The 24,048-nt window shown below is 73.6% G+C and carries 22 protein-coding genes and 1 pseudogene; 11 read left to right on the forward strand and 12 right to left on the reverse strand.

Annotated elements, in window-relative coordinates:
- From ACOTKD_RS11615 to ACOTKD_RS11635, 5 genes and pseudogenes are all read right to left on the reverse strand, one after another.
- A pseudogene (locus ACOTKD_RS11615) lies at positions 1-150 on the reverse strand (sulfate adenylyltransferase subunit CysD); the annotation flags it as partial.
- Positions 147-734, reverse strand: coding sequence for an adenylyl-sulfate kinase (gene cysC, locus ACOTKD_RS11620; RefSeq protein ID WP_424888812.1), 588 nt, complete (start codon positions 732-734; stop codon positions 147-149). The gene cysC and the pseudogene ACOTKD_RS11615, both read right to left, overlap by 4 nt.
- A complete protein-coding gene (locus ACOTKD_RS11625; protein WP_424888813.1) occupies positions 731-2,464 on the reverse strand; it encodes an FAD-dependent oxidoreductase in 1,734 nt (577 codons plus the stop codon). Before ACOTKD_RS11625 ends, cysC begins: the two co-directional genes overlap by 4 nt.
- A gap of 43 nt (positions 2,465-2,507) precedes the next feature.
- Positions 2,508-4,148, reverse strand: a complete 1,641-nt coding sequence (locus ACOTKD_RS11630; RefSeq protein ID WP_424888814.1) for a carbamoyltransferase family protein — start codon at positions 4,146-4,148, stop codon at positions 2,508-2,510.
- A 91-nt stretch (positions 4,149-4,239) separates the two neighbouring features.
- Complete coding sequence (locus ACOTKD_RS11635) at positions 4,240-5,280, reverse strand: methyltransferase (RefSeq protein ID WP_424888815.1); 1,041 nt, start codon at positions 5,278-5,280, stop codon at positions 4,240-4,242.
- Between the two features lie 486 nt (positions 5,281-5,766).
- Between ACOTKD_RS11635 and ACOTKD_RS11640 the strand changes: the two genes are divergently transcribed.
- The 8 genes from ACOTKD_RS11640 to ACOTKD_RS11675 all read left to right on the forward strand — a co-directional run bounded on the left by ACOTKD_RS11640 (position 5,767) and on the right by ACOTKD_RS11675 (position 14,367).
- Positions 5,767-6,138 (forward strand): MmcQ/YjbR family DNA-binding protein, encoded by a 372-nt coding sequence (locus ACOTKD_RS11640; protein WP_030369185.1) that lies wholly within the window; start codon positions 5,767-5,769, stop codon positions 6,136-6,138.
- Positions 6,139-6,233: 95 nt separating this feature from the next.
- Positions 6,234-7,565, forward strand: coding sequence for an alkaline phosphatase family protein (locus ACOTKD_RS11645; RefSeq protein ID WP_424888816.1), 1,332 nt, complete (start codon positions 6,234-6,236; stop codon positions 7,563-7,565).
- A 186-nt stretch (positions 7,566-7,751) separates the two neighbouring features.
- Positions 7,752-8,147 carry a VOC family protein gene (locus ACOTKD_RS11650; protein ID WP_424888817.1) on the forward strand — a complete coding sequence of 132 codons (396 nt, stop codon included), beginning with the start codon at positions 7,752-7,754 and terminating at the stop codon, positions 8,145-8,147.
- A gap of 108 nt (positions 8,148-8,255) precedes the next feature.
- Complete coding sequence (locus ACOTKD_RS11655) at positions 8,256-8,624, forward strand: hypothetical protein (protein ID WP_424888818.1); 369 nt, start codon at positions 8,256-8,258, stop codon at positions 8,622-8,624.
- A complete protein-coding gene (locus tag ACOTKD_RS11660; protein WP_424888819.1) occupies positions 8,614-10,035 on the forward strand; it encodes a hypothetical protein in 1,422 nt (473 codons plus the stop codon). The genes ACOTKD_RS11655 and ACOTKD_RS11660 overlap by 11 nt, the downstream gene beginning before the upstream one ends.
- Positions 10,032-11,234 (forward strand): cytochrome P450, encoded by a 1,203-nt coding sequence (locus tag ACOTKD_RS11665; protein WP_424888820.1) that lies wholly within the window; start codon positions 10,032-10,034, stop codon positions 11,232-11,234. The genes ACOTKD_RS11660 and ACOTKD_RS11665 overlap by 4 nt, the downstream gene beginning before the upstream one ends.
- 94 nt (positions 11,235-11,328) lie before the next feature.
- Positions 11,329-12,747, forward strand: a complete 1,419-nt coding sequence (locus tag ACOTKD_RS11670) for an FAD-binding oxidoreductase (RefSeq protein ID WP_424888821.1) — start codon at positions 11,329-11,331, stop codon at positions 12,745-12,747.
- Between the two features lie 105 nt (positions 12,748-12,852).
- Entirely contained in the window at positions 12,853-14,367 is a 1,515-nt protein-coding gene (locus ACOTKD_RS11675; RefSeq protein ID WP_424888822.1) for an aldehyde dehydrogenase family protein, read from the forward strand.
- Between the two features lie 2 nt (positions 14,368-14,369).
- Here ACOTKD_RS11675 and ACOTKD_RS11680 read toward each other — a convergent pair whose 3' ends face one another.
- Positions 14,370-15,749, reverse strand: a complete 1,380-nt coding sequence (locus ACOTKD_RS11680) for an alkaline phosphatase family protein (protein ID WP_424888823.1) — start codon at positions 15,747-15,749, stop codon at positions 14,370-14,372.
- Positions 15,750-15,856: 107 nt separating this feature from the next.
- Between ACOTKD_RS11680 and ACOTKD_RS11685 the strand changes: the two genes are divergently transcribed.
- The gene (locus ACOTKD_RS11685) at positions 15,857-16,681 is read left to right on the forward strand and encodes an LLM class flavin-dependent oxidoreductase (protein ID WP_424888824.1); all 825 of its coding nucleotides are present in this window, start codon (positions 15,857-15,859) and stop codon (positions 16,679-16,681) included.
- Here the strand turns inward: ACOTKD_RS11685 and ACOTKD_RS11690 are convergent.
- A complete protein-coding gene (locus tag ACOTKD_RS11690) occupies positions 16,678-17,481 on the reverse strand; it encodes an LLM class F420-dependent oxidoreductase (protein WP_424888825.1) in 804 nt (267 codons plus the stop codon). The two genes, ACOTKD_RS11685 and ACOTKD_RS11690, sit on opposite strands and share 4 nt — an antisense overlap.
- A 109-nt stretch (positions 17,482-17,590) precedes the next feature.
- Here ACOTKD_RS11690 and ACOTKD_RS11695 point away from each other — a divergent pair, with 109 nt between their 5' ends.
- Both ACOTKD_RS11695 and ACOTKD_RS11700 read left to right on the forward strand, forming a co-directional pair.
- Complete coding sequence (locus ACOTKD_RS11695; RefSeq protein ID WP_424888826.1) at positions 17,591-18,355, forward strand: phytanoyl-CoA dioxygenase family protein; 765 nt, start codon at positions 17,591-17,593, stop codon at positions 18,353-18,355.
- Between the two features lie 24 nt (positions 18,356-18,379).
- Positions 18,380-18,880 carry a hypothetical protein gene (locus ACOTKD_RS11700; RefSeq protein ID WP_424888827.1) on the forward strand — a complete coding sequence of 167 codons (501 nt, stop codon included), beginning with the start codon at positions 18,380-18,382 and terminating at the stop codon, positions 18,878-18,880.
- 27 nt (positions 18,881-18,907) lie between these two features.
- Here ACOTKD_RS11700 and ACOTKD_RS11705 read toward each other — a convergent pair whose 3' ends face one another.
- Genes ACOTKD_RS11705 through ACOTKD_RS11725 form a run of 5 tightly spaced genes read right to left on the reverse strand, consistent with a single transcriptional unit; the run spans position 18,908 to position 23,980 of the window.
- Entirely contained in the window at positions 18,908-19,345 is a 438-nt protein-coding gene (locus tag ACOTKD_RS11705; protein ID WP_424888828.1) for a type II 3-dehydroquinate dehydratase, read from the reverse strand.
- Positions 19,346-19,366: 21 nt separating this feature from the next.
- A complete protein-coding gene (locus ACOTKD_RS11710; protein ID WP_424888829.1) occupies positions 19,367-20,461 on the reverse strand; it encodes a DUF4346 domain-containing protein in 1,095 nt (364 codons plus the stop codon).
- A complete protein-coding gene (locus ACOTKD_RS11715) occupies positions 20,455-22,290 on the reverse strand; it encodes a cobalamin-dependent protein (protein WP_424888830.1) in 1,836 nt (611 codons plus the stop codon). Before ACOTKD_RS11715 ends, ACOTKD_RS11710 begins: the two co-directional genes overlap by 7 nt.
- The gene (locus ACOTKD_RS11720; RefSeq protein WP_424888831.1) at positions 22,290-23,705 is read right to left on the reverse strand and encodes an alkaline phosphatase family protein; all 1,416 of its coding nucleotides are present in this window, start codon (positions 23,703-23,705) and stop codon (positions 22,290-22,292) included. Before ACOTKD_RS11720 ends, ACOTKD_RS11715 begins: the two co-directional genes overlap by 1 nt.
- Complete coding sequence (locus tag ACOTKD_RS11725; RefSeq protein WP_424888832.1) at positions 23,702-23,980, reverse strand: acyl carrier protein; 279 nt, start codon at positions 23,978-23,980, stop codon at positions 23,702-23,704. Before ACOTKD_RS11725 ends, ACOTKD_RS11720 begins: the two co-directional genes overlap by 4 nt.
- Between the last annotated feature and the right edge of the window lie 68 nt (positions 23,981-24,048).

Here is a 24,048-nt window from a genome sequence, read left to right on the forward strand (position 1 = left end):
CAGCATGACGATGGAGTCCTTGCCGCCGGAGAACAACAGCACCGGCCGCTCGAACTCCCCCGCCACCTCCCTGAAGACGTGCACCGCCTCCGACTCCAGCACATCCAGATGCGACAACGCATACGGAACGCCGGGAGCGCTTCCGCTCATGCGAGCTCCTCGGCCTGCAGGAGCCGGAGCACAGCGCGCGCCGACTCCTCGACGCCCTGTTCGTGTGCGGCGATCCGCAGGTCCGGGTCGGCCGGCGCCTCGTACGGATCGTCCACGCCCGTCAGCCCGGACAGCTCGCCCGCGGCCTGCTTCGCGTACAGGCCCTTCACGTCGCGGGCCGCGCACACCTCCAGCGGAGTGGCGACGTGCACCTCCAGGTATGCGGTGCCAGAGCTTTCGTGGCGTTTGCGCACGGCTTCCCTGCTGTCTGCATAGGGGGCGATGACCGGTACCAGGGCGACGATGCCGTTGCGGGCCAGCACCTCGGCGAGCAGGCCGACACGCTGGACGTTGGTGTACCGGTCCTCGCGCGAGAAGCCCAGGTCCGCGGTGAGGACCGCGCGGTTCTCGTCGCCGTCGAGCACCTCCACCCGGCGGCCGTCGCCGCGCAGCCGCGCGGCCAGCGCCCGGGCGATGGTCGTCTTGCCCGCGCTCGGCAGACCCGTCAGCCACACGGTGGCCCCCGGCCAGCACGTGCAGAAGGGGTGGAAGGAAGGAGAGGAGAAGGAATGAGAGGTGGTCATCCGTCGCTCCCGGTTCGCCGAGTCGTGGTGTAAGCGATGTGTGCCCGGTCCGGCACCGGCCGGCACAGGACGCGTCCCACGACGGAGGCGAGGAGTGCGTGGGCCCGTTCGGGGCCGGGCGGGTCCTCGTCCGTCGTGCGCCAGGCCACCATGCCGTCCGGCCGTACGAGTACGGCTCCCCCGGGCCCGGTCCCGCAGACCGTGGCGAAGGTTGCGGAGGGGTCGTGGAGGTCGCCTCCGCCGGCGGCCACGTGCAGGCCGCGTACGGGGAGCCCGGTCGCGTCGGCGAGCCGGTCGGCCGCCCGCGCCCAGGCGGGGTGGGCCGAGAGGAGGGTGAGGCGGCCGTGGCAGAGGTCAAGTGTGGAGACCTCGGTGCCCGCGGCGGTGCGCAGCCACAGGTGGGGCAGCCGGGTGCCGGGATCCGCCGTCAGGGCGAAGACCTCGGGAAACGCCGGACCGGGCGGGGCGCCGAGGACGGCCGTGGAGCGGTAGCGGTATCCCATGATCAGGGTCCGGGGGTCGCAGAGGACCGCGCCGCCCAAGTCCTGCGTGGGTACGCCGTCGAGGAGCATGGACTGCTGTGCCGTGGCGCTTCCCACGGGCCGGCGTTCCTGGTCGTAGGTGGCGAGGAGTCCGGGTCCGGCCCAGGAGCCGGTGACCGCGGCGAGTTTCCAGGCCAGGTTGTGGGCGTCCTGGAAGCCGACGTTGGATCCGTAGCCGCCCGACGGGGGGTGCAGGTGTGCCGCGTCGCCGACGAGGAAGACCGGTCCGCTGCTGTAGCGTGCCGCGATGCGGTGCCGGGCCCTCCAGTGGAAGACGATATGTATCTCCGCGTCGGCCTGTTCGTCACCGATCGCGGCCAGGACCAGGGCGCGGCAGGTCCGTTCCGTGTAGGTGCCGTCCGGCTCGGCGAGCGCCGGGTCGTGGTCCACCGCGGCGCACCAGTGGCCGGGGGTGTTGAGTTCCATCACCGCGCCGTCGAACCCCGGGTTGCGGATCATGCACATGAAGAACCTGCGGGTCCGGTCCCACGCGCCGGGGGCGGCGCGGAAGAGCACGCTCACGCGGTGGGCGAGCGTGCCGTGTCCCTCGCGGGTGATGCCGACGCGTTCGGCGATGCGTCCGTGGGCGCCGTCGGCGGCGACGACGTACCGGGCGTCGACGGTGTAGGTGTGCCCCGTGGCGGCGGCGCGGATCCGGGCGCGGGCGCCGTCGGGGCCGGTGCGCAGGCCGGTGAGCTCGTGCCCGAAGCGTACGTCGGCGCCGTTGCGGGCGGCGGCCTCGGCGAGCAGGGGTTCCATGCGGTCCTGGCCGCACCAGAAGGGGGCGCAGGGGCCGGGGACGGCCAGTTCCTCCTCGCCGGTCTCCAGCACCTCGGCGTGGTGCAGGCCGGCGAGCGAGGTGGCGCCGAGGACGACGCGGGGCATGAAGCTGCCGGGCCGGTCCCGGGCCCGGGGGTCGTCCTCGCGGACCACTTCGAAGCCGGCCCGTCGGATCTCCTCCTCCAGGCCGGCTTCGCGGAAGAGCTCCATGGAGCGCCGGCTGACGTGGGTGGCGCGCGGCACCGCGGAGGTGGTCGTGTGCCGCTCGACGAGCAGGCAGCGCACGCCGTGGCGGGCGAGGAAGAGGGCGGTCGCCAGGCCCGCCGGCCCTCCTCCGACGACGAGCACCGGGACGTCCACCGTCGGGGTCTCCTCCCTGCCTGCCTGGGTACGGTCCTTCAGGTCCATCGGATCTCTCAGGTGGTCCTTCAGGTGGTCCGTCGCGGGGCCTTCAGGCCTTGGTCGCCAGCCGGTCGCCGACCACCAGGTGGTCGAGTCGCATGCTCGCGAAGGCCTCGACGGCGTCCTCGGGGGTCTCGACGATGGGACGGCCGGCGACGTTGAAGGAGGTGTTGAGCAGCACGCCGCAGCCGGTGAGCTCTTCGAACCGGCCGAGCAGGGCGTGCACCTTCGGGTTCTGCCCGGCGTCGAGGGTCTGCAGCCGGGCGGTGCCGTCGACGTGCGCCGCGGCCGGTACGGCCTCCGGCCGGGTGACGCGGGCGACGATCAGCATGAAGGGCGAGGGCTGGTCGAGGTCGAAGTAGTCCCCGGCGCGCTCCTGGCGGACGACGGGGGCGTAGGGGCGGAACCACTCGCGGTGTTTGACGTGGTCGTTGAGGTGGTCGCGGACCGAGGCGGGGTAGGGGGCGGCGAGGATGCTGCGGTGTCCCAGGGCCCGGGGGCCGAACTCGGAGCGGCCGTCGAACCAGCCGATGATCTTTCCTTCGGCGAGCAGGGCGGCCACCCGGCCGGGCAGGTCGTCGGGGGTCTCCACGGTGAAGCCCGAGGCGGCGAGGGCGGCGTCGGCCCTGGCGGTGGGGTAGGCGGGCCCGAGGTAGGCCGTCCGGAGCGCCGGGAGGCCGGTCAGGGGCCTGCCCTCCAGCTGGTGGAGGCCGTAGTAGGCGCAGCCCAGGCTGATGCCGTTGTCCCCGGCGGCCGGTACGACGAAGACGCGTTCGAAGGGGGTCTCGCGCAGGACGCGGCCGTTGGCCACGCTGTTGAGGCCGACGCCGCCGGCGATGCACAGGTCCGTCAGGCCGGTGCGGCGGTGAAGGTCGTTCGCGCAGTGCACGAGGGCACGTTCCAGGACTTCCTGGGCGGCGTGGGCGAGTGCGGCGCGGTCCTCGAAGTCCCCTGATGCCACGAGGCGTTCGAAGACGTGGTTGACCTTGCTCGCGGAGATGCTCACGCCGCCGCCGGGCAGCAGGGTGACGAGCTCGGCGACCTGGTCGGTGAAGCGGTCGTCGCCGTAGGGGGCGAGGCCCATCGTCTTGCCGTCCTCGCTGACGGGGTAGCGGGTCTTCGGTCCCGTGTAGGACAGGCCCAGGGCCAGGCTGGCGGCGCGGTAGAAGTGGCCCAGGGAGTTGTCGGTCTCCCCCGGCTGGTAGTAGGCGCTCTCGGACGCCGCGTCGACGAGGTGGGCCCCGCTGACCCGGGTCACGAGGCGGATCCCGGACTCGTCGGCGGTGAAGCCGCTGATCGTCTCCGCCTCGCGCGGGCCCGGCCCGTCCTTCCGGCCGGTGACCAGGCTGCCGGAGTTGTCGCAGACGAGCACGGCGGCCCGGGTCATGCCGGAGGCGCCGAACGCGCTGTAGGCGTGGGCGAGATGGTGGTTGACGACGGTCACGCGCTTGCGGAACGAGTGGTAGAAGGGGCGGGGCACGAGCTCGCAGCAGACCACGTGGTCCACGTCCCCGGCCGTGGTGGCCAGGGCGTCGAGACAGGCGCGGCGGCTGAGGCCCGCCAGGAGGTCCGCGCCGAGCCCGTACTTGCTGCCGACCAGGCGCTCCTCGTCGACCGCGACCAGTTCCCGGCCGTCGGAGGCGCAGGAGGACCAGTCGTGTCCGGAGCCCCCCAGACCCAGCACCGTCATAGTGTCGATACTCCTTAACTGCCGTGGCCGGATGAACTGCGTGGCCCGGATGAACGGCCGTGGCCGGATGCGGGCGGGCGCGCCGTGCGGGTCAGGCGCGGCGGATCTCCACGATGCGCAGCGGGCCGGAGCCGCAGGGCAGCGAGCGCTCCACGGTCAGGCCGGCCTTCTCCAGGAGCGTGGCGAACTCGCTCTCCGAGCGCTCGGCCCCGCCCACGAGGACGAGGAGGAGCAGGTCGACGAAGAGGGTCGAGGCCGCGGGCCGTTCGTCGATCAGATTGTCGATCACGAGGAGCCGGGACGCGGGCGCCATGGCCACGGCGATCCGGCGCAGGATGCGCAGGACGTCCTCGTCGTCCCAGTCGTGCAGGACGTGCTTGATGAGGTAGACGTCGGCGCCTGCGGGGATGGTCTCGAAGAAGTCGCCGGGGAGGACCTCGCAGCGCTCGCCGAGGCCCCGGCTCTCCAGCAGGGCGCGGGCCTCGCCGGCGACCGCGGGGCGTTCGAGGAGGACGCCGCGGGCGGCGGGGGCGCTGTCGAGGATGGCGGCCATGAGGCTGCCGCGGCCGCCGCCGATGTCGACGACGGTGCCCGCGCCGGAGAAGTCGTAGGCCCCGGCGACCTGGTGGCTCTCGGCGAGGGACACCGATCCCATGGCGTGGTTGAACAGCTCCCGGGCCTGCGGGTCCTGCTGGGTGAGCTGCCAGAACGAGACGCCGTTGGCGACGTCGAAGGAGGCTTCGCCGGTGCGGACGCTGTGGGCGAGCCGTTCCCAGGCCCGCCAGTGCCAGGGGGCGGCCTGGAAGCGGGCGTCGGTGGCCACGGGGCTGGTGGGGTCGGGCAGCAGCACCTCGGAGAGGGCGTTGTGCCCGTACAGGTCGTCGTGCCCGAGGTCCTCGAAGATGCCCGAGGCCGCGAGCAGGCGCAGCAGTCTGCGCAGCGTGGGCTCGTGCGCGCCGGCCGCGGCGGCCAGGTCGGCGGCGGTGCGGGGGCCGTCCTGGAGGAGCCCGGGCAGGCCGAGCTCGACGGCGACGTGGATGGCGCGGGCCTTCCAGGCCCCTTGCAGGATGTCGTTGACGGTCTCCTCGGCGGTGGCGCGGGCCTGGTCGTCGTGCGTCCGCTCCGCAGTCATACGGGGGTTCCTCCACAGGGCGTTCGGGCAGGCGGCGGTGGTCCCGGCGGGGCCGGGGCGGCGAACGGGGGCCGGGCGGCCGTGGGGGCCCGCCGTACCGGGGGCACGGGTGACCAGCGGGTTCCCGGGGCACCGGGTGGCCGGCGACGGGGCGGCCGGGGCCGGGCGCGGCCCGCTCGGGTGAGGGAGTGACGCGCTTCGGGCGCGCGGACACCGGGGCTGCGACCGGGCAGCACCGGGAGGACGAACAGGCCCCGGACAGGAGTGCGGGACGGGTGAAACTCTCGCAATGCCCGCGGCGGCGCGTCAAGAATGCCTCCGCCGGTGGTCCGCTACGGGCCGGAACCCCCCGCCGGGTTTCGGCCATCGTGGATCAGCGGCCGTGCCCGGGCGCATCACGGGCCACGCCCGGCCCTACGCTGGCAGGACACCCCACCCGCCCCGTGCGGGCGGAACAGCCGCCCGCCACCGGAAGAAGGACCGCCCATGACCCCGCAGGAACTGTCGGACTTCGCGCTGGAGCTGCCGGAGGCCTTCGACGACGAGGCGTTCGGCCCCGGGGCCACGGTGTTCAAGGTGGAGGGCAAGGTGTTCGCGATCCTCCAGGACCCGTCCGGGGAGCGGCCTGCCCAGGTCACGCTGAAGTGCGAGCCGGATCTGGCCCTGCACCTGCGGGAGCAGTACGCGGCCGTGGAGCCCGGCTATCACGTCAACAAGCGCCACTGGAACACGGTTGTCCTGAACGGGACCGTTCCCGTGGAGGAGGTGCGGGAGATGGTGGAACACTCATACGACCGTGTGGTGTCGGGTCTGCCGAAGGCGGCCCGCGATCGCCTGCGCCTGCTGCGCGCGGCCTGATCCCTCGTCCCCCCGCCCCTCCCCTCCGCCGCTCGCTCCCCCACGTTCTCCGATGACCGGTATGCCAACTGCCCAGCAGACCGAGGGAGTCGTACGTGACGTTTCGCCAGCGTGTCGTCGTCATCATCACCGAGGGAGCCGCGCCCGAGCTGCTCGAACGGTGGTGCGCGAAGGGTCTGCTGCCCGGCTTCGCCCGGCTGCGCGCGCAGGGTGTCCACGGGCCGCTGCGCGCGGAGGGCACCCCGTACGAGCCGCCGGGCCTGCTGAGCGTCCTGACCGGGCGGCGGGCCGGGCGGCACGGCTTCTACTCGTACTGGACCTGCCACGATCCCGAGTACGCCCCGCAGGTCCTGACCTCGAAGGACCGCCGGTTCCCGGTGCTGTGGCAGCAGGAGGTGTTCGCCGGCACCAAGTTCGCCTCGATCGGCGTGTTCGGCACCCATCCGCCCGAGCCGTTCGACGGCTCGCTGATCACCTATCCGATGTACGCCACCCTCCACGCCTGCCACCCGCGGAGCCTGCAGCGCACCCTGGCGGCGAAGGGCGTCCGGCCGGTCCACGACGTCTCGGTGTTCTGGACCGGCCAGGACCGTGACGAGCTGCTGCCCTCCCTGCTGGAGGCGGACGTCCAGCGCGGGCGCGCGGCGCTCGCGCTGCTGGAGGACCACGACGTCGTGCTCGTCAACCTCACCTCCATCGACCGGACGTCGCACATCTACTGGCAGGAGCTGGAACGGGGGCCGGAGCACGAGGAGTCGAGCGCCGTCCTCGCCGCCTACCGCACCTGCGACCGCGTCATCCAGGACGTCCTGGAGCGGGCGGACGACGGCACGACCGTGCTGGCCTTCTCGGAGATCGGTTTCGGCCCGCTGCGCAACTACCACTCCGTCAACGCCGAACTGGAGTCCTGCGGGTTCCTCTCCCACGCCGCGGACGGCCGGGCCGAGTGGGCGCGCAGCCGGGCCTTCGAGGCGGTGCAGGGCACGCACGGGGTGAACGTCAACCTGCGCGGGCGGTACAAGCACGGCACGGTCGCCGAGCGGGACTACGAGGCGGTGCGCTCCGAGGTCGCGGCGGCGCTGCTGGAGCGGCTCAACCCCCGTACGGGCAGGCCGTTCCTGGCGGCCGTGCACCGGCGGGAGGAGGTCTACGCGGGCGAGGCCGTCCACCTGGCCCCGGACCTCGTCCTGGAACCGGCGGACTGGCGCTACCTCCCCCTGGGGGACCCCGCGTGGGCGTCCCACGTGCACCGCGACTGGCAGAGCGGCTGGCACCGCCGCGACTCCTACTGGGCGGCGCTGGGCCCGGGCTTCTCCGGCGGCGCCCTGCGTTCCCGCGTCGCGGCCCCCGTCGACATACCCGCAACCGTGTGCGAACTGCTCGGGCGTGACGTGCCGTCGGATTGGGACGGCGTTCCGCTGTCCTGAAATCGCCCCTCAATACGCAGTGTTGACACGCGGAAGCGATACGGCGATTGGCCAAGTCCGCCGATGGGTCACTAGCCTGCACGGGTCCAGCACATTCGGACTTCGCGGCCCGGCCGGCCCGGACGGAAGACGGCCGCCCCCCGGAGACCCATTTTAAAGTGCAAGAAAGTGCAGGAAAGGAAACGCATGTCAGCAAGGATTTCCCTCTTCGCGGTGGTCGTCGAGGACATGGCCCGGTCGCTGGAGTTCTACCGCCTGCTGGGCGTGGAGATTCCCGCCGAGGCCGACGCCGCGCCGCACGTCGAGGTGGTGCTCGACGGCGGCGTCCGGCTCGCCTGGGACACGGCGGCCACGATCCGTTCGTACGACCCGCAGTGGGAGGCCCCGAGCGGCGGCCACCGCGTCGCCATCGCCTTCGAGTTCCCCGACACCGCGGCGGTGGACGCCAAGTACGCCGAGCTCGTCGACGCCGGCTACGAGGGCCACCTCAAGCCGTGGGACGCCGTGTGGGGCCAGCGCTATGCCATCGTCAAGGACCCCGACGGCACCGTGATCGACCTCTTCGCCCCGCTGCCCCGGTAGCCCTCTCGCGGAGCCCGGTTCCGGCGACGCGCCCGGGCTCCGCCGCCATCGCGTTCCACGCAACCTCCGTTCTCCGGAACATCCCCCGTTCTCCGGAAGGTGGGCACCATGGTCCTACGAGCGCCCGGGCGGCGGCGGGAACCGCGCCGCGCCCTGTCCCCGCTCCCCGCACGTGTCACCCGCGAAGAACTCTCCGCAGGGGCCGCATTCGCGCCCCGGGATTTCGGCCCGGGCCCGGCGGGACTGCCGGTCCTGCCCGGTTCCCTGGCCTCCGCCCCGCTGGGCACGCTCCGTTCCGGCATTCTCACCGGACGCCTCGGCGGCCCGTGGCAGGGCGGCTTCCCGCGCTATGTCTGGCACCGGTCCGGCGACACCGTCGTGGAATTCCGGCTGACCGGCCGGCGCCCCGGCGAATACACCGGATACGAACTCCACCCGAGTGAATGGCCGGAAGGGCTGGCGGACCATGCTTCCTGAGTTCCAATTGCAGTGGAATTGGCGCGAGGCCCCCGCCGGCGGCCGGGACGAGCTGCAGGCGACCCGGGCCGACCTGCGCATCGCGGTGGGCGCCGAGACCGTCACCCTGGTCCGCGAGCCCGGCACCGGGACGTACCGCGAGCACGTCACCGTCTCCCTCTACCCCATGGCCGAATGGATCGCCTTCAACTGGTGGTCGCTCGTGGCCGACGCGCGCCCGGGCACCCAGATATCCCAGCTCCGCTTCGCCTACAAGTACGGCGTCGGCGACGACCGCGGCGCGTGGTGGGTCCGCTCGCGCCGCCACGTCTTACGCGCGGCCTGCGACGGCTTCCGCTGGCCGGACATGCTCTTCGTGCCCGAGGGCCGGGAGACCCGGATCGTGTGGATGCCCGACATGGGGCCCGACGTCCGACCGGGCGACCACTTCGCGAGCCGCGGCAACAGCTGCGTGGAGAGCGCCGCGTTCACCGCCACCCTGGCCGCGTTCGTGGACGCCGTCACGGACCGCCTGGCCGGGCAGGGGATCACGGACACCCCGCTGCAGGAGGAATGGGCAGCGGTCCGCTCCACCGGTGAGGAGGAGGCCGCCTTCTGCCGCATCGCCGCGCGCCTGGGCCTCGACCCCTACAGCGAGGCCGAACCGTACGAGGCCGACATCGTCAAGGCCGCCGAGCAGCTGCCGGAGCCGCTGGCCGGCGACTTCTTCAACGGCGTGCGGCCGGAGCGGATCGCCGACCAGCTGCAGTGGGTGGCGCGGGCCCGCACGCTGATGGGCACGGCCCCCGACGGCGCCGCGCCGACCCGGGCCCTGGCGGAGCTGCGGGAGGCCTGCGCCGACGTGAGCGCCCGGTTCTTCGCCCCGGGCCGCCTCGACAACCCCTGGCACCTCGGGTACGAGGTGGCGCACCGGGTCCGCGCGTGGGCCGGCCTGGAGGACACCCAGCCCTTCGACCCGGCCCCCTTCATGAGCTACCGCACCGAGCAGGTCCCCTACCTCGACCGCGGGCTGGTCGCCCTCGGCACGAGCCGCGGCGCGGAGGGGCCCGCCCTGGTGTCCTCCCGCCGCTTCACCGACCGCCCCCGCCGCTTCCTGCAGGCCCGTGCCCTGTGGCACCTGATCTGCGACACCGACGACACCTTCCTCATCGCCGCCGCCCACACCCACCGCCAGCACGTGGCCCGCGGCTTCGCCCTGGAGGTCCTCGCCCCGGCCCGGGGCATCGCCGCCCTGCTGTCCGACCCGGCCCACCTGGTCTCCGCCGAGGACGTGGAGCTGATCGCCGACGACTACGGCTGCGGCAACATCGTCGTGGAGCACCAGCTGGACAACCTCGTCCTGGCAAGGGACTTCTCCTGGCCGGGCCCGGACGCAACCGGTGCGCGGGGCGACGGGGGCCGGGCCGCATGACCCCGCGCATTCCCCTCTTCCCCTTCCCGCCCGGCCCCCTGGGCACGGTCCCGCCCGCGTTCGGACGGCTCCTGGCCGAGGACCCCCTGCCCGAGGTCCGGCTCGCCGACGGGGCACGGATCCGCCTGGCCTTGCGCCACGAGGACGTCCGGACCGTGCTGGCCGACGACCGCTTCAGCCGGCACCGGGCGGCCCTGCTGCCCGGGCGGGGGTTCGGCCGCTCGCAGGGGTCCGGCATCGTCGACCTCGACCCGCCGGACCACGCCCGGCTGCGGGGACCGGTGGCCGCCGCGTTCGGCGCTCAGCGGGCCGCACGCTTCGTGCCGCGCATCGAGGAGATCGCCGGGGACGTCCTCGGCGGGCTGCCCGCCGGGACCGCCGTCGTGGACCTGGTCACGGCGTACACCGCGCCCTTCGCCGGCCGCGTCACCTGCGAGCTGCTCGGCCTGCCCGGCGACCGCTGGCGGGCCGTCACCTCCGACGTGGAGCTCCTGCTGCTGCCCCGGGGAGCCGCCGAGGAGGACCTGGCGGCCGCCCGGGACCGGCTCGGGAAGGCCCTGGGCGACCTGCTCGCCGCCTGCCGGGCCGCGCCCGGCGACAGCGTCGCCCACGCGCTCCTGGGCGCGGGCCCGCAGGACGCCGCCGCGGGCCTGACCGACGAGGACCGCAGGCTGCTCCTCCACGGCCTGATCATCTCCGGTTTCGTCACCATCCGGGACCTCCTGGCCCGCCACCTCTTCGGCGTGCTCTCCTCCCCCGGCCTCGCCGCCCGGCTGGCCGGCGACCCGGCCCTCGTCCCGGTGGCCGTGTGGGAACTGCTGCGCTTCTACCCCTCCACCCACGACGGGCTGCTGCGCGTCGCCACCGAGGACGTGATGCTCTCCGGCAGCCGCATCACCGCCGGGGAGGCGGTGCTGCCGCTGGTGGCGGCCGCCTCGCGCGACCCGGAGGCCTTCCCCGAGCCCGACGTCCTCGACATCTCCCGGATCGCCGACCGCGCCATCGTCTTCGGCGCCGGCCGGCACGCCTGCCCGGCCGCCGACCTCGCCGTGGCCGAGCTGACCGTGGGCGTCGCGCGGCTGCTCGCGGCGTTCCCCGGCATCGCGCCGGCCGTGCCGCCCGAGGAGATCGAGCACAGCAGCGAACTGCTGCCCCTCGCCGTCCGGTCGCTGCCGGTGGTCCTCGGACCGCGGCACTGACCGGCCCGACCCGAACACCCGCGCCGGTCGGGCCCGCGGCCTGCGGCCCGCCCGGCGCGGACGCTCGTCCCGCTCCATCCAGAAAGGTTCATCGGTGAATTCAGCAAGCCACCAGTCACCGGGCGTGCCCGTCCCGCTCGGCGCACCGGACGCCGAGGAGCTCAGAGCTCACGTCGCCGGTCCCGTCCTGCTGCCCGGGGAGGAGGGCTTCGACGAGGAGCTCGCCGGCTTCGAGCTGTCCGTCGCGCACCGCCCGGCGCTGATCGTCGGCGCCACGGGCGCGGCCGACGTCATCGCGGCCGTGCGCTTCGCCGCGGAGCGCGGCCTCGGGGTGGCGGTCCAGGCGACCGGCCACGGGATCTCCCGGCCCGCCACCGACGTGTTCATCGGCACCCGCCGCATGACCGGTGTACGGGTGGACCCGCAGGCCCGCACGGCGCGCATCGAGGCGGGCGTGCGCTGGGAGCAGGTGATCCACGAAGCGGCCGTGCACGGGCTGGCGCCGCTCAACGGCTCGGCGCCGTTCGTCGGAGCGGTCTCGTACTCCCTCGGCGGGGGGCTCGGGCTGCTCTCGCGCAAGTACGGCTTCGCGACCGACCACATCACCTCCTTCGACCTCGTCACCGCCGACGGCCGGCTACTGGAGGTCACCCCCGAGCAGCACCCCGACCTGTTCTGGGGCGTCCGCGGCAGCAAGGGCAACCTCGGCATCGTCACCTCCCTGGAGGTGCGGCTGTTCCCCGTGAGCCGGGTGTACGGGGGCGGGCTGTTCTTCGACGCCGAGTCGACCCCGGCGGCGCTCAAGACCTGGCTCGCGTGGGCGCCCCGGATGCCGGAGGAGATGGCGTCCTCGGTGTTCCTCGCCGAGTACCCCGACGCCGACGGGCTGCCGGGGCCGCTGCGCGGCCGGTTCGTCACCCACATCCGGCTGGCCTGGCTCGGGGAGCCCGAGGAGGCCGAGCGCCACTTCGCCGAGCTCCGGGCGGCCGGCACGGTCGTCATGGACACGGTGGCCTCGCTGCCGTACACGCGCGCCGGGGAGATCCACAACGACCCGCCGTCGCCGGTGGCGAGCTACAGCAAGACCTTCATGCTCCGGCAGCTCGACGAGAAGGCCGCCGACCTGATCCTGAGCCTCGCCGGTCCCGGGACGAACGCGGTCCACGGGGTGGAGCTGCGCCACCTGGGCGGCGCGCTGTCCCGGCCCCCGCAGGTCCCCAGCGCGGTGGGCCACTTCCCGGACGCGGTCTTCAACGCCTACATCGCCTCGCTGATCGAGCCGGAGACGATCGAGTCCGTCGACCGGGCGCAGCAGGGCTTCGTGGACGCCCTGCGGCCCTGGACGACGCCCGGGGTGTGCCTGAACTTCCTCGCGGGCCACAACACCTCGGTGGAGGTCGCCCGCGGCGCCTTCACGCCGGAGAACTACGCCCGGCTGCAGGGGCTCAAGGCGCTGCACGACCCCGGCAACGTCTTCCGGTTCAACCCCAACATCCCGCCGCTGCCCGCGTAGCCGGCGTGCGGCGGCCGCCCCGGGGCCTCGTGCTCCTGCGCGGCCGCCGCCCGCGCGTTCCGGCGGGGCGCACCTCACGGACGACACAAGGAGACGGTGAGGCCCATGGAGAGCGTGGCCGAGCAGTTCCCCATGTACATCGGCGGCCTGGCCGTGCCGGCCCACGACGGTGCCGTCCTGCGCACCTTCGAGCCGGCGACGCGGCGTCATCTGGCCGACGTGCCGAGCGGCGGCCCCGAGGACGTGCGCCGGGCGGTGGCGGCCGCCCGGACGGCCTTCGACGAGGGCCCCTGGCCCCGGATGCCGGCGCGGGAGCGGGCCCGCCTGCTGCGCGCGGCGGCGGAGCGGCTGGCCGGCGAGGCGGCGGAGTTCGCGCACCTGGAGGTGCGTGACAACGGCTCGACGCTGCGCAAGGCGCGGGGGGCGGACGTGCCCGGCGCGGCGGCGGCGTTCGAGTGGAGCGCCTGGTGGGCGGAGCACGTGCCCGAGCGGGAGCCCGGGGACGGCGGCGCGTACGTGCTGTGGCGGCCGGCCGGGGTCGTCGCCGCGATCGTGCCCTGGAACCTGCCGCTGCTGCTGGCCGCCTGGCGGATCGCGCCCGCCGTCGCCGCGGGCAACACGTGTGTGATCAAGCCGGCTTCGTTCGCCTCGCTGTCCGTGCTGCGCCTGGTGCGGCTGCTGCACGAGTGCGGGCTGCCGCCGGGTGTGGTCAACGTGGTGACGGGGCCGGGTGCGGTGACCGGTGAGAGCCTGGTGCGTGCCCCGGGGGTCGACCTCGTGGCGTTCACCGGGTCCGACGAGACGGGGGACGCCGTACGGCAGGGGGCGGCGTCGGCGGGCACGAGCACCCGCCTGGACCTGGGCGGCAAGTCGCCCAACCTCGTGCTGGCGGACGCCGATCTCGAACAGGCCGTGAGGGGTGTGGCCTGGGGGGCGTTCCTGCACAACGGGCAGGTGTGCATGGCGGGCACCCGGGCCGTGGTGCACGCCGCCGTCCACGACGAGTTCGTGCGGCTGCTGGTCGAGCGGGTGGGGCGGCTGCGGCTGGGCGATCCGCTGGACGAGGCCACCGACCTCGGTCCTCTGGTGTCGCGCAGCCAGGCGCGCACGGCCCGGCGCTTCACCGAGCTGGGCCTGTCGCAGGGGGCGCTGCTGGCGTGCGGCGGTGGTTCCCCGGCCGCGGGCGAGCTGGCCGAAGGACTCGATGCCGCCGCGTACTTCAGGCCCACGGTGCTGACCTCGGTGGGCGAGCGGGACGCCGTCGCGCAGGAGGAGATCTTCGGCCCCGTGCTGTCCGTCCTGCGTGCCGCCGACGACGACGAGGCGGTGCGCATCGCCAACGGCACGCGCTACCGGCTCAGCGCCGGTGTGTGGTCCGCCGACCCGGCGCGGGCGCGCGCCGTCGCCGAGCGGCTGCGCGCGGACCGGGTGTGGGTCAACGACTACCGCCTGGTCGACCTGGAGCGGCCGGGCCGGGCGGGGAGCTCCTCCGCCGTCTGGGACCGGCTGACGAACGAACTGGACTCCTACCGGCGGCGGCACACCGTGCACGGAGGCCGCGAGAGGGGGGAGGGACGGCCGGCGGGGCCGTCCACTCCCTACGCGCTGCTGGGCGGATGAGGTCAGGCGACGGACCGTCGGGGGCCGCGCTGCGGGAGGCCGAGGAGGGACCGCAGGGTCGGTGCCACGTCGTAGAGCGAGAGGCCGACGGCCTGGCCGGGGGCGACGCCGGGGGCGCTGAGGGCGAAGATGCCGGTGTCGCCGTGGTTGGCGTGGTCCGGCCCGGTGTCGTTCTCCGTCGTGTAGAGGCCCTTGCCCATGCCGAGGGTGGCCAGGGCCCGCCAGCGCAGGTTCCCGACGTAGACCAGGAGGTCCGGGGCGATGCCGTTGACCTCCGGGTACAGCTCGCCGGGGCGCAGGGCGCGGGTGCCCATCGGCTGCCCTTGGTCGTCCGGCACGGCCTCCAGCGCCGCGGCGACGAGGTCGCGGGTGTTCTCGTACTCCGCGGCGGGGATCGTGCCGTGCGGCTCCCTGCCCTCGACGTTGAGGAAGATCCGCCCGTAGTAGCCGCCCTCGGCCCAGGCCGTGGTGCGCTTCCAGTCGATCCGGGCCGCGCTGACGGGTGTGGGGCCGGTGACGTCCTCGGCCAGGACGAGGAGGCCCTCCTTGCGCAGCCACTCGTTGATGAAGAAGCCGCCCACCATGGGCTGTGCCCCGTGGTCGGAGACGACCAGCACGGCGGTGTCCTCGGGCAGGCACTCCAGGAACCGGCCGAGGTGCCGGTCGAGGGCGCGGTAGTAGGCGCGGAAGAGGCCGGCGTGGGGGTTGCCGGGTTCGTGCCGGGGGTGGCCGGGGTCGCAGTACTTCCAGAAGCCGTGGTGCAGGCGGTCGGGTCCCATGTCCACGAAGGAGAGGAAGTCCCACTCCTGGGTGGTCGCGAGGTGGCGGGCGACCTCGAAACGCTGCTCGCTCATGTCGAAGATCTGCTGCGAGACGCGGCCGAGCTCGGGGGAACGGAAGTCCTCGACGTCCAGGGCGTAGCCGCCGGTGAGCTTGTGCAGTTCGCCGGCGAGGCCGGGCGGCGAGGTGTACTGCGCCCGGGTGCTGGGGGCCAGGAAGCAGGAGACCATCGCTCCCCGGATGGGGGCGGGCGGGTAGGTGCCGGGGACACCGAGGACGACGCTGGGGCGCCCGGCCTCCGTCATCTCGTCCCAGATCCGCGGGGCCCGGATGCTGTGGGAGGTGGCGAACTTCAGCGGGCCGTAGTCGTGGGCGGCACGGTCCCGGAATCCGTAGACGCCGAGTTCGCCGGGCGTGCGGCCCGACATCATGCAGGACCACGCGGGCATGGTGATGGGCGGATCGACACTGCGCATCGGCCCCCACAGGGAATTGCGGCGCAGTGCGGTGAACACCGGCATGTCGTCGGCGAACCGGTCGAACATGTACTGCGGAGTCGCGGAGTCGAGGCCTATCACGGCCACTTTGCGGGCAGCGGGCATCGCGGATTCCTCTCACTGTGCACAGCGCGCGACCGTGCGCGGAGAAAACATGAGCACCGCCAAAAACATACGCGCCGCCGGAGAAACACGACAGGGGGCAAGGGAAGATGAGGATCAGCATTGCACTGCCGAATACCGTGCCGGGCGCGGACGGACGCCTTTTGACGGAATGGGCACAAAGGGCCGAGGACCGCGGATTCGCCTCGCTGGCCGTCACGGAACGGCTGGTGTACCCGGGCCACGACCCGCTGCTCACGCTGGCCGCCGCGGCCGCGGTGACCTCCCGGATCGGGCTGCTGACCAACGTCCTGATCGGCCCGCTGCGCACGGCGCCGGTGCTGACCAGGTCGGTGGCGTCGCTGGCGTCGCTGTCCGGCGGGCGGCTCGTCCTGGGGATGGGGCCGGGCGTGCGGGAGGACGACTTCGAGGCCGCGGGGCGCCCCTTCGCGGGACGGCGCGCGGCCTTCGAGGAGCAGCTGGAGCTGCTCGGGCGGGGCGCGGAGGCCCGGGAGGGAGCGGGGGTGCCGGTGCTGGTGGCCGGGCTGAGCGGCGCGGCCGTGCGCCGCGTGGTGCGCTGGGGCGACGGCTGGACGGCGCCGGGCCTGGAGCCGGAGACGGTCCTGCCGTTCGCCGCACGGGTGCGCCGCGCCTGGACCGAGGGCGGGCGCCCGGGCGCGCCGCGCATCGTGGCGCTGGCGCGCTTCGCGCTGGGCGAGGACGTGGAGCGGGAGTCGGCGGCGTTCGTGCGGGACTACTTCTCCGTGCTCGGCGCGGAGGCCGAGGAGTTCGTGGCGAAGACGCCCCGCACGCCGGAGCGGATCCGCGAGGCCGTCGGGGAGCTGGCCGGCGGTGGGGTGGACGAGGTGGTCCTGCACCCCACCGCGGCCGCGCTGTCGCAGGTGGACCGGCTGGCGGACGTCCTGCTCCCCTAGCTCGGGTCCGTGGCCCGTTCCCCGCGGGCGAAGCGCAGGGCCCGCTCCACGCCGTCCAGCCGGAAGGGGTGCCCGACCTGGAGGATCAGGTGGCGGGCGCCCGCGGCCACCAGCCGGTGCAGCTCGTCGTCGGTCTGGTCGCGGGTGACGAAGGCGCTGCGTTCGATCGCCGCCGGGTCGCGGCCCACCTCGGCGCACCACTGGTCGAGCACGCGGTTGCCCTCGGCGAAGCGCCAGGCCATGGTGTTCCAGACGGTGGCGCGTTCGGCGGCGAAGCGCAGCAGGCGCCTGCGGCCGTCGCCGCCGATCAGCAGGGGCAGTGAGCCCACCGGGCCGGGGTTGAGGCGGGCGAGCCTGCGGTCGATCCGGGCCACCGCCTCGACGAGCCCGGCGACGCGCTCTCCCGCTCCGGGCACGGGGTATCCGTACTCCTTCAGGTCGCGTTCGAACCAGCCCGCGCCCATGCCCAGGATCAGGCGGCCGTCGCTGAGGTGGTCGACGGTGCGGGCCATGTCGGCGAGCAGGTCGGGGTTGCGGTAGGCGTAGTTGGTGACGAGGGTGCCCACCCGGGCGGCGCGGGTGTCGGCGGCCAGGGCGGCCAGCAGGGTCCACGCCTCGTAGTGGCTGCCGTCGGGGTCGCCGGTGAGGGGGAAGAAGTGGTCCCACAGCCACAGCGAGTCCACGCCCAGGGAGTCGGCCGCGCGCCAGGCGGCGCGCAGTTCGCGCACGGAGGTGTGCTGGGGGGTCAGCCAGACCCCGATCCTGACGCGCCCGTCCGGTCGCGTGGGTGCGTACGTCATCGTGGGAACCGCCCTTCCGGCGTGTACGGGAATCATGTCGCGGGAATTACCGCGCTGTTGTTCCGTTGTGCTGTTGTTCCGAGGTAATGGCGGCTGCTAGCCTCGCCATATGCGCGCGACTCTGACGAATGACGTCGAAACAGCCGCACGAGACCTCGCCGATCACGGTTACTGCCTGCTGGAGTGCCCGATTTCGCCGGGCGCCTTCGAAAGACTCAGAGACCGTCTGCTGGATGTCGCCGAGCGGGAACGGGAAGACGGTTCCGCCTTTCTCTACGACGGCGGCAACCAGCGCGTCTTCAGCCTGCTCAACAAGGGCGAGGAATTCGAGGAGAACGTCCAGGACCCCACCGTCATGCGCTTGATGGAGGAGCTGCTGGGGACCGGTTTCCTGCTCTCCAGCACCCATGCCAACATCGCCGGGCCCGGCGGGGCCCCGATGCACCTGCACGCCGACCAGACCTTCGCCCGCCCGCCCTGGCCGCCGTACGCCCTGGTGGCCAACAGCATGTGGATGCTGGACGACTTCACCGCGGAGAACGGCGCGACCCGCCTGGTGCCGGGCTCCCACCTGCTGGGGCGGCAGCCGGACTACGAGCGGGGCGAGGGCAACACCGGGACCGTCCCGGCGTGCGCGCCGGCCGGCAGCGTGATGGTCTTCGACGGCCGGCTGTGGCACCAGACGGGCGCCAACACCACCGCACGGCCGCGCCACGGCATCCTCAACTACTACTGCCGCGGCTACGTCCGGCAGCAGCAGAACTTCTTCACCGGCCTGAAGGAGGAGGTCGCCGCCCGTGCCCGGCCCGGGCTGCGCCGCCTGCTGGGCTACGAGAACTACTTCTCGCTCGGGATGACCGACGGCCTGCCGTAACCGCGCACGGAAGGGGAGGGATTCATGCCGGGAACGCTCATGGCGCCGGTGGCCCGGCTGGTCGTCGTGGCCGGCCGGGCCGCCGGAGGAGGCACGGACGGCGCGGACAGCTGGCGCCGGTCGCTGGCGCCCGAAGTGACGGTGGGCCAGGGGCCGGAGGGCCTCGCGGGCCCGCCCGGCGGCGACCTGCCCCGGGCCCTGTTCACCACCGGTGACCGGGTGGGCGCCGTGCTGGCCGACGCCCTGCGCGCGGATCCGCCGCCCTCCCACGTGCTGCTGTGGACCGGCGACCGGGAGCCGGAGGAGGACTGCGCGACGGCCGCCGCCGGGCGGCTGTCCTGCCCGGTGACGGTGCTGGTCCCCAGGGCCGCCCACGCGCCCCGGACCGCGGCCCACCGGTGGCGCGGCCTCACCGGCGGGCCCTTCACCGTACGGTTCCTGCCGTCCGACTGCCCGCTGCCCGCGGCGTGCGACGCGGGCAGCGCACGGCTCATCAAGGAGGAGCTGCAGGTGTGGCCGGCCTGACGCGGCCCGGTCCGGCACGGCGGGCCGTCAGCCTTCCGGGACCATGAGCGTCAGGGCCCGGGCCGCCATCCGGTAGCCCAGTGCCCCCATGCCCATCACGACGCCGGAGGACAGCGGCGCGGTCACCGAGACGTGCCGGAAGGCCTCGCGGCCCCACACGTTGCTCAGGTGGACCTCCAGCCACGGCGGCCCGAAGTCCGCCAGCGCGTCACGCAGCGACCAGCCCGCGATCATCAGGGCGCCCGGGTTGACGATCGCCCCCACCACGTCCCGGTGCCGCTCCAGGAGGTCGACGAGCTCTCCCTCGCCGTTGCGCTGCTCGGCGACCAGGCTCCAGCCGCGGCCGCGGACCTCCTCCGCGACCTCGGCCTCGACCTGGGCCAGGGTCCGCGTCCCGTAGATCTCCGGCTGCCGCGTGCCCAGCGTGCCCAGGTTGGGTCCGTTGAGCAACAACACCCTGTCCATGCTCCTCCTCCGCGTTTCCGCTCAGCCCGCCAGTGCCTTGTACAGGTCCGCGGGGGTGGCGCGGGCCACGTCGGCGTCGTCGGGGAGCTCCGCCCCGAGCTCTTCCTCCAGCACGACGGTGAGCTCGATGACCCGTACGGAGTCCACCGCCAGCTGTTCGCCCAGGGGCTTGTGGGGATCCAGCGCGGTGTCCCGGGCCCCCAGCGTGCGGGCCACCAGGGTCAGGAACTCCTCCAGCGCGGGCACGTCGGTCACGGTCGTCCGCTCCTTCCCGGTCGTGCGCCGCCGGCCGCGGCGCGGTGGCCGTCCCGGCGGGCGCAGCGGCAGGTCCTGTTCGTAGTGCAGGCCGAGCCGCAACGCCGTCTCGGCCTTGGCCAGTTCGCCGCCCAGGTACCCGGCGTGGGCGGGGTCCTCGATCACGCCGGCCTCCAGGAGCCCGAGCAGCATGGTCTCGCCGCGGGTGCCCCGCATCTCGTGCCGGGGCGTCACGTCGGAGTCGTAGTGGCGCAGTCGTATGAGCCCGTCGGCCCGGTCCACGGTGATCACGACGAAGCCGTCGATGCCCGTGCCGAGGGGCTTGCGCCGTCCCACCGGGTGCAGGAGCCCGAAGGCGGGGCCCTGGAGTCCGTGCGGCGCCGCACCGTCACCGGGGGGCGGTCCGCAGGCCGGGGCGTCGCGCAGGGCGGAGACCAGCGCCGCGACGGCGGTGCGCAGGACCGCCGGGTCGCGCTCGCCGCGCAGGTCCACGAGCTCCACGCGGGCGCGCACCTCCTCGACCTCCCGCCACGTCACCGACCGCAGGACGGGCAGGTGGCCGGCGGCGCCGGGGATGCGGCCGCTCCCGGGCGGCAGGCCCCGGCGGAAGAGGGCGACGAGGCTCTGCCCGGCCAGGAAGCGGGGCGAGTCGCGGCCGCAGACCAGCAGCCCGCGGACGGTGCGCTCGCGCGCAAGCGTCCGGACGATCTCCTCGATGCCCAGGTTGGCGGTCATCAGGGTGCCCGCGAGGGCCACGCCGGGCAGGCGGGCCAGCGGCTCGACGAGTTCCCTGCTGCTGAGGCTGCAGACGGCCACCCGGGCCGGTGCGGGCTCCGCCGTGGCCTCCCCCGGTCTCACCACGTGGCCCCGCTGCCCTCCCCGGTGTACTGGCGCGGCAGTCCGCCGGGGCGTTCCTTGGGGATCGTGGAGCTGACCTCGGTCACGCGGGCGCCGAGCCGGGTGAGCGCCTTGCCCACGCGCAGCTGTTCGTCGCGCAGCAGCTGCATCCGGTCGTGGAAGTACTCCTCGACGTCGACCACCTGCCGGGCCTGCTCGGCGGGGTCGAGGGTGTCGTTCATGACGGCTTCGAGGTTGGCCATGAAGAAGCCGTAGTTGTACCGGCCCATCTCCTGGCGGACCTCGTGCACGCGGGCCTTGAAGCCCTCCATCACGTCGTCGACGCCGGGCAGCGCGCCGAACCTGCGGTGCAGGCGCGAGATGAAGGTCTGCAGCACGACGTTGTAGGTCTCGAAGCCGAACACGGAGGACTGCTCGGTGATGACGCCGTGGTGGTGGTAGTCGTCGTTGTTGTACAGCCGGGCGAAGTGCTTGGCCAGCCGGCCGACCCGGGGGTCCTTGAAGTCGTAGCCGTAGGGGTCGAGCCGGTCGAGGTAGCTCTCGTCGAGGAGGCCGTCGCCCTCCATGCGGCGCACAATGGCGGTGCCGGGGTAGATCTCCAGGCGCTCGGTCATCCGCCGCAGGTTGTGTCCGGAGTTGTCGCGCAGGAAGGCGGCGTTGGCGACGAGGGTCTCCACGGTGGCGTACGGGTGGAAGGGGATGAAGCCCATGGCGAGGTAGACGCCGTGCTCCCGCAGCATCCTGATGATGGTGACGTTGTCCTCGACCGTGGCGCGCTTCTCCCACAGCCGGAGTTCCTCGGCGGTGCCGGCTTCGATGCCGACGTTGACCTTCTCCAGGCCCGAGGCGACCAGCAGGTCGAGCACGGCGTGGTCCTCGGGGGTGTCGCGCCAGTTCTCGGCGCGCATGCAGACGTTGTAGTAGATGTCCAGGCCGCGGTCGAGGATGCCGCTCGCGATGGCCGTCACCCGCTTCTTGCCGACGCGGCCGCCGTCGGGGTCCTCGAAGGTGGAGTCCACGAAGTCGAAGGTGCGGAACTGGTGGCGCTCGACGATCCCGGCGACCTCCTCCACGATCTGCTCCGGGCCGCGGCCGCGCCAGGCCTTGCCGGCCTGCACCCGGTTCTTCAGGTGCGGCGCGGAGCAGAAGGCGCAGTTGGCGACGCAGCCCCGGCTGGTGCTCACCCGGACGTACTCCAGTTTGTTGCCGTGCTGGCTGAGCTGGTCCCGGGCCGGAAAGGGCAGGTCCTCGAGGTTGTGGATGAGCGGCCGGGCGGGATTCTGGCGCGGTGTGCCGTCGGCGTCGCGGTAGCAGATGCCGCGCACCGAGGAGAGCGGCTCCTTGAGGTACAGCCGCTGGACGAGGTCGAGGACGGTGGGTTCGCCCTCGCCGACGGCGACGACGTCGGCCCAGGGGTTGTTGCGCAGCACGTCCAGGCCGGCGAAGGTGCCGGCGGGGCCGCCGCAGGCGATCACCGTGCCGGGGAGCTCCTCCCGCAGCAGCCGGCACAGCGTCAGGCAGCTGCCCAGGTTGAGGCTCATCAGGGTGAAGCAGACGAGGTCGGGGCGGAACTCCTTGAGCGCTTCCACCGCGGCGGCGGCCTCGTCGTCGCCGTGCTCCACCTCCCGGATCTCGGCGGTGAAGCCCGTGTGACGCAGCACGCTGGTCATGTAGGCCACGCCCAGGTGCTCGGGCGACATCACGAGGTCGCCGTCGAGGAGGATGAGGAAGCTGACCCGGAAGGACGCGGGGTCCGTGATGCGCGGGTCGAGCGTCAGGTCGAGCGTTCCCGGTTTGGGCGCCGAAGGTACCAGACCGAGATCCTGCTTCATCACTGCTCCCTGGTGTCGAGGGGGGCCGGTGGGCCGCCGGGCGGCGGGTCCGCCGTGCCGAGCACGGGCGTGCCGTCGAGGCCGTCCGGGCGGATGCCGATCGACGCGAGGACGGTGGGGGCCACGTCCGTCATGTCGTACGGCGCGGTGGGCCGCCGGGGGTCCGGCGGGGCGGCGCCGCGCCGGTAGAGGACCGCGTCGTGGCGGGTGTGGGTGCCGCTGAGGACGTCGGTGCGCACGGTGGCGGTGCCACCCCAGCCGCCGCGCAGCTGGATGCCGGGCGCGGGCACGGCCACGAGGTCGGGGGCGTGGTCCAGGAGCGGGCCGTGGTAGACGTCGGCCGCGCGGTGGAGGGAGCGCAGCAGCGGCGGCCCGTCGGCGTCGGGGCCGATGCGGGTGCCGTCGCAGCGCAGTGCGGTCAGTTCCCGGGCGATCTCGGCGGCCGCGTCGTCGGCGTCGGCGTCGGTGAGGGCGCCGCCGGGGAAGCGGCTCTTGCGGTTGAGGTAGATGCGGGCGGGGTCGAGGGCGAAGGCGGTGCTGCGCGCGTCGAGCGCCTCCGGGCGGGGGCAGGCGTCGAGCGGGGCGAGCCAGCCGGACTCCCTGAGCCAGGCGTTGAGGTAGACCTGGTGTGCGGCGGGGCCGAAGCCGTGGTCGCTCATCAGGAAGAGCTCGGTGCCGGCGGGGAGGGCCGCGACGAGCGCGGCGACGCTGTCGTCGACGAGGCGGTGGAAGGCGCGGAGCCGCTCGTGCAGGGGGTGGCCGGGGTCGGTGACCGCGCGCCACAGGAAGTGGTAGACGCGGTCGGTCTCGGTGAGCACGGTGACCGCCAGGTCCCACGGTTCGTGGCGCAGGAGGTGGTCCATGGCGCGGGTGCGGGCGCGCAGGGCGCGCTCGGCCCGGTCCAGGAAGGCGGCGGGGTCGGCGGCGACGTCCCCGACCTCGACGTCGAGTTCGTAGCCCAGGCCGCGCAGCAGGGGCAGCAGCCGGGGCGGGCTGACGGCGCGTTCGAGGTCGGGGGCGACGAAGCCGGAGACGACCGCGCCGCCGGTGTCCGGGGCGGGGTAGGTGCCGGGGACGTTCAGGCACAGGGTGCGCCGTCCGGACCGGGCGGCGAGCTCCCACAGCGGGGGTTCCCGCAGGTCCGGCAGGCCGGGGAAGCGGATGCCGCAGCCGCCGCCGGGCGTGAGGTCGGTGAAGCCGTAGATGCCGTGCCGGCCGGGGTTGGTCCCGGTGAGGAAGGTGGCCCAGGAGGTGGAGCTGATCTCGGGTACGGGGGCGAGGAGTTCGGCGCAGTGGCCCTCGGCGAGCAGCCCGGCGACGCGGGGCATGGTGCCGTCGGCGGCGAGCCGGGTCAGCAGGGACCGGGGCATGCCGTCGAGCCCGATGACCAGGGCGCGTTCGGCTGCCGGGCTCACGCCATGCGCTCGCGGACGTAGCCGGCCAGGAGGTCGAGGCTGTCGATGAGCTTGATCGACAGGTCTTCGTCGGCGATCTCGATGCCGAACTCGCTCTCGACCCAGATGAGGAACTCGATGGTGTTGATCGAGTCGAGTCCCAGCTTGTCCACGAGCCCCTGGTCGGGGACGTCGGAGGGCTCCATGGGGAGCTCCAGGGAGTCGACGAGCACCTTGCGGAGGCGGTCCTTGATCTCGTCCGTGACGGTCTTTCCCGTGTTCTCCGTCTTCTCCATGCGCGGAAACCTTTCTCCTCAGCTCCGTGGGAGCGGCTGGGTGCCAGGAGGCCCGGACGTCGGCCGCG

Origin of the sequence: Streptomyces sp. XH2, from assembly GCF_049725035.1 — a bacterium.
GTDB classification, from domain to species: domain Bacteria; phylum Actinomycetota; class Actinomycetes; order Streptomycetales; family Streptomycetaceae; genus Streptomyces; species Streptomyces roseoverticillatus.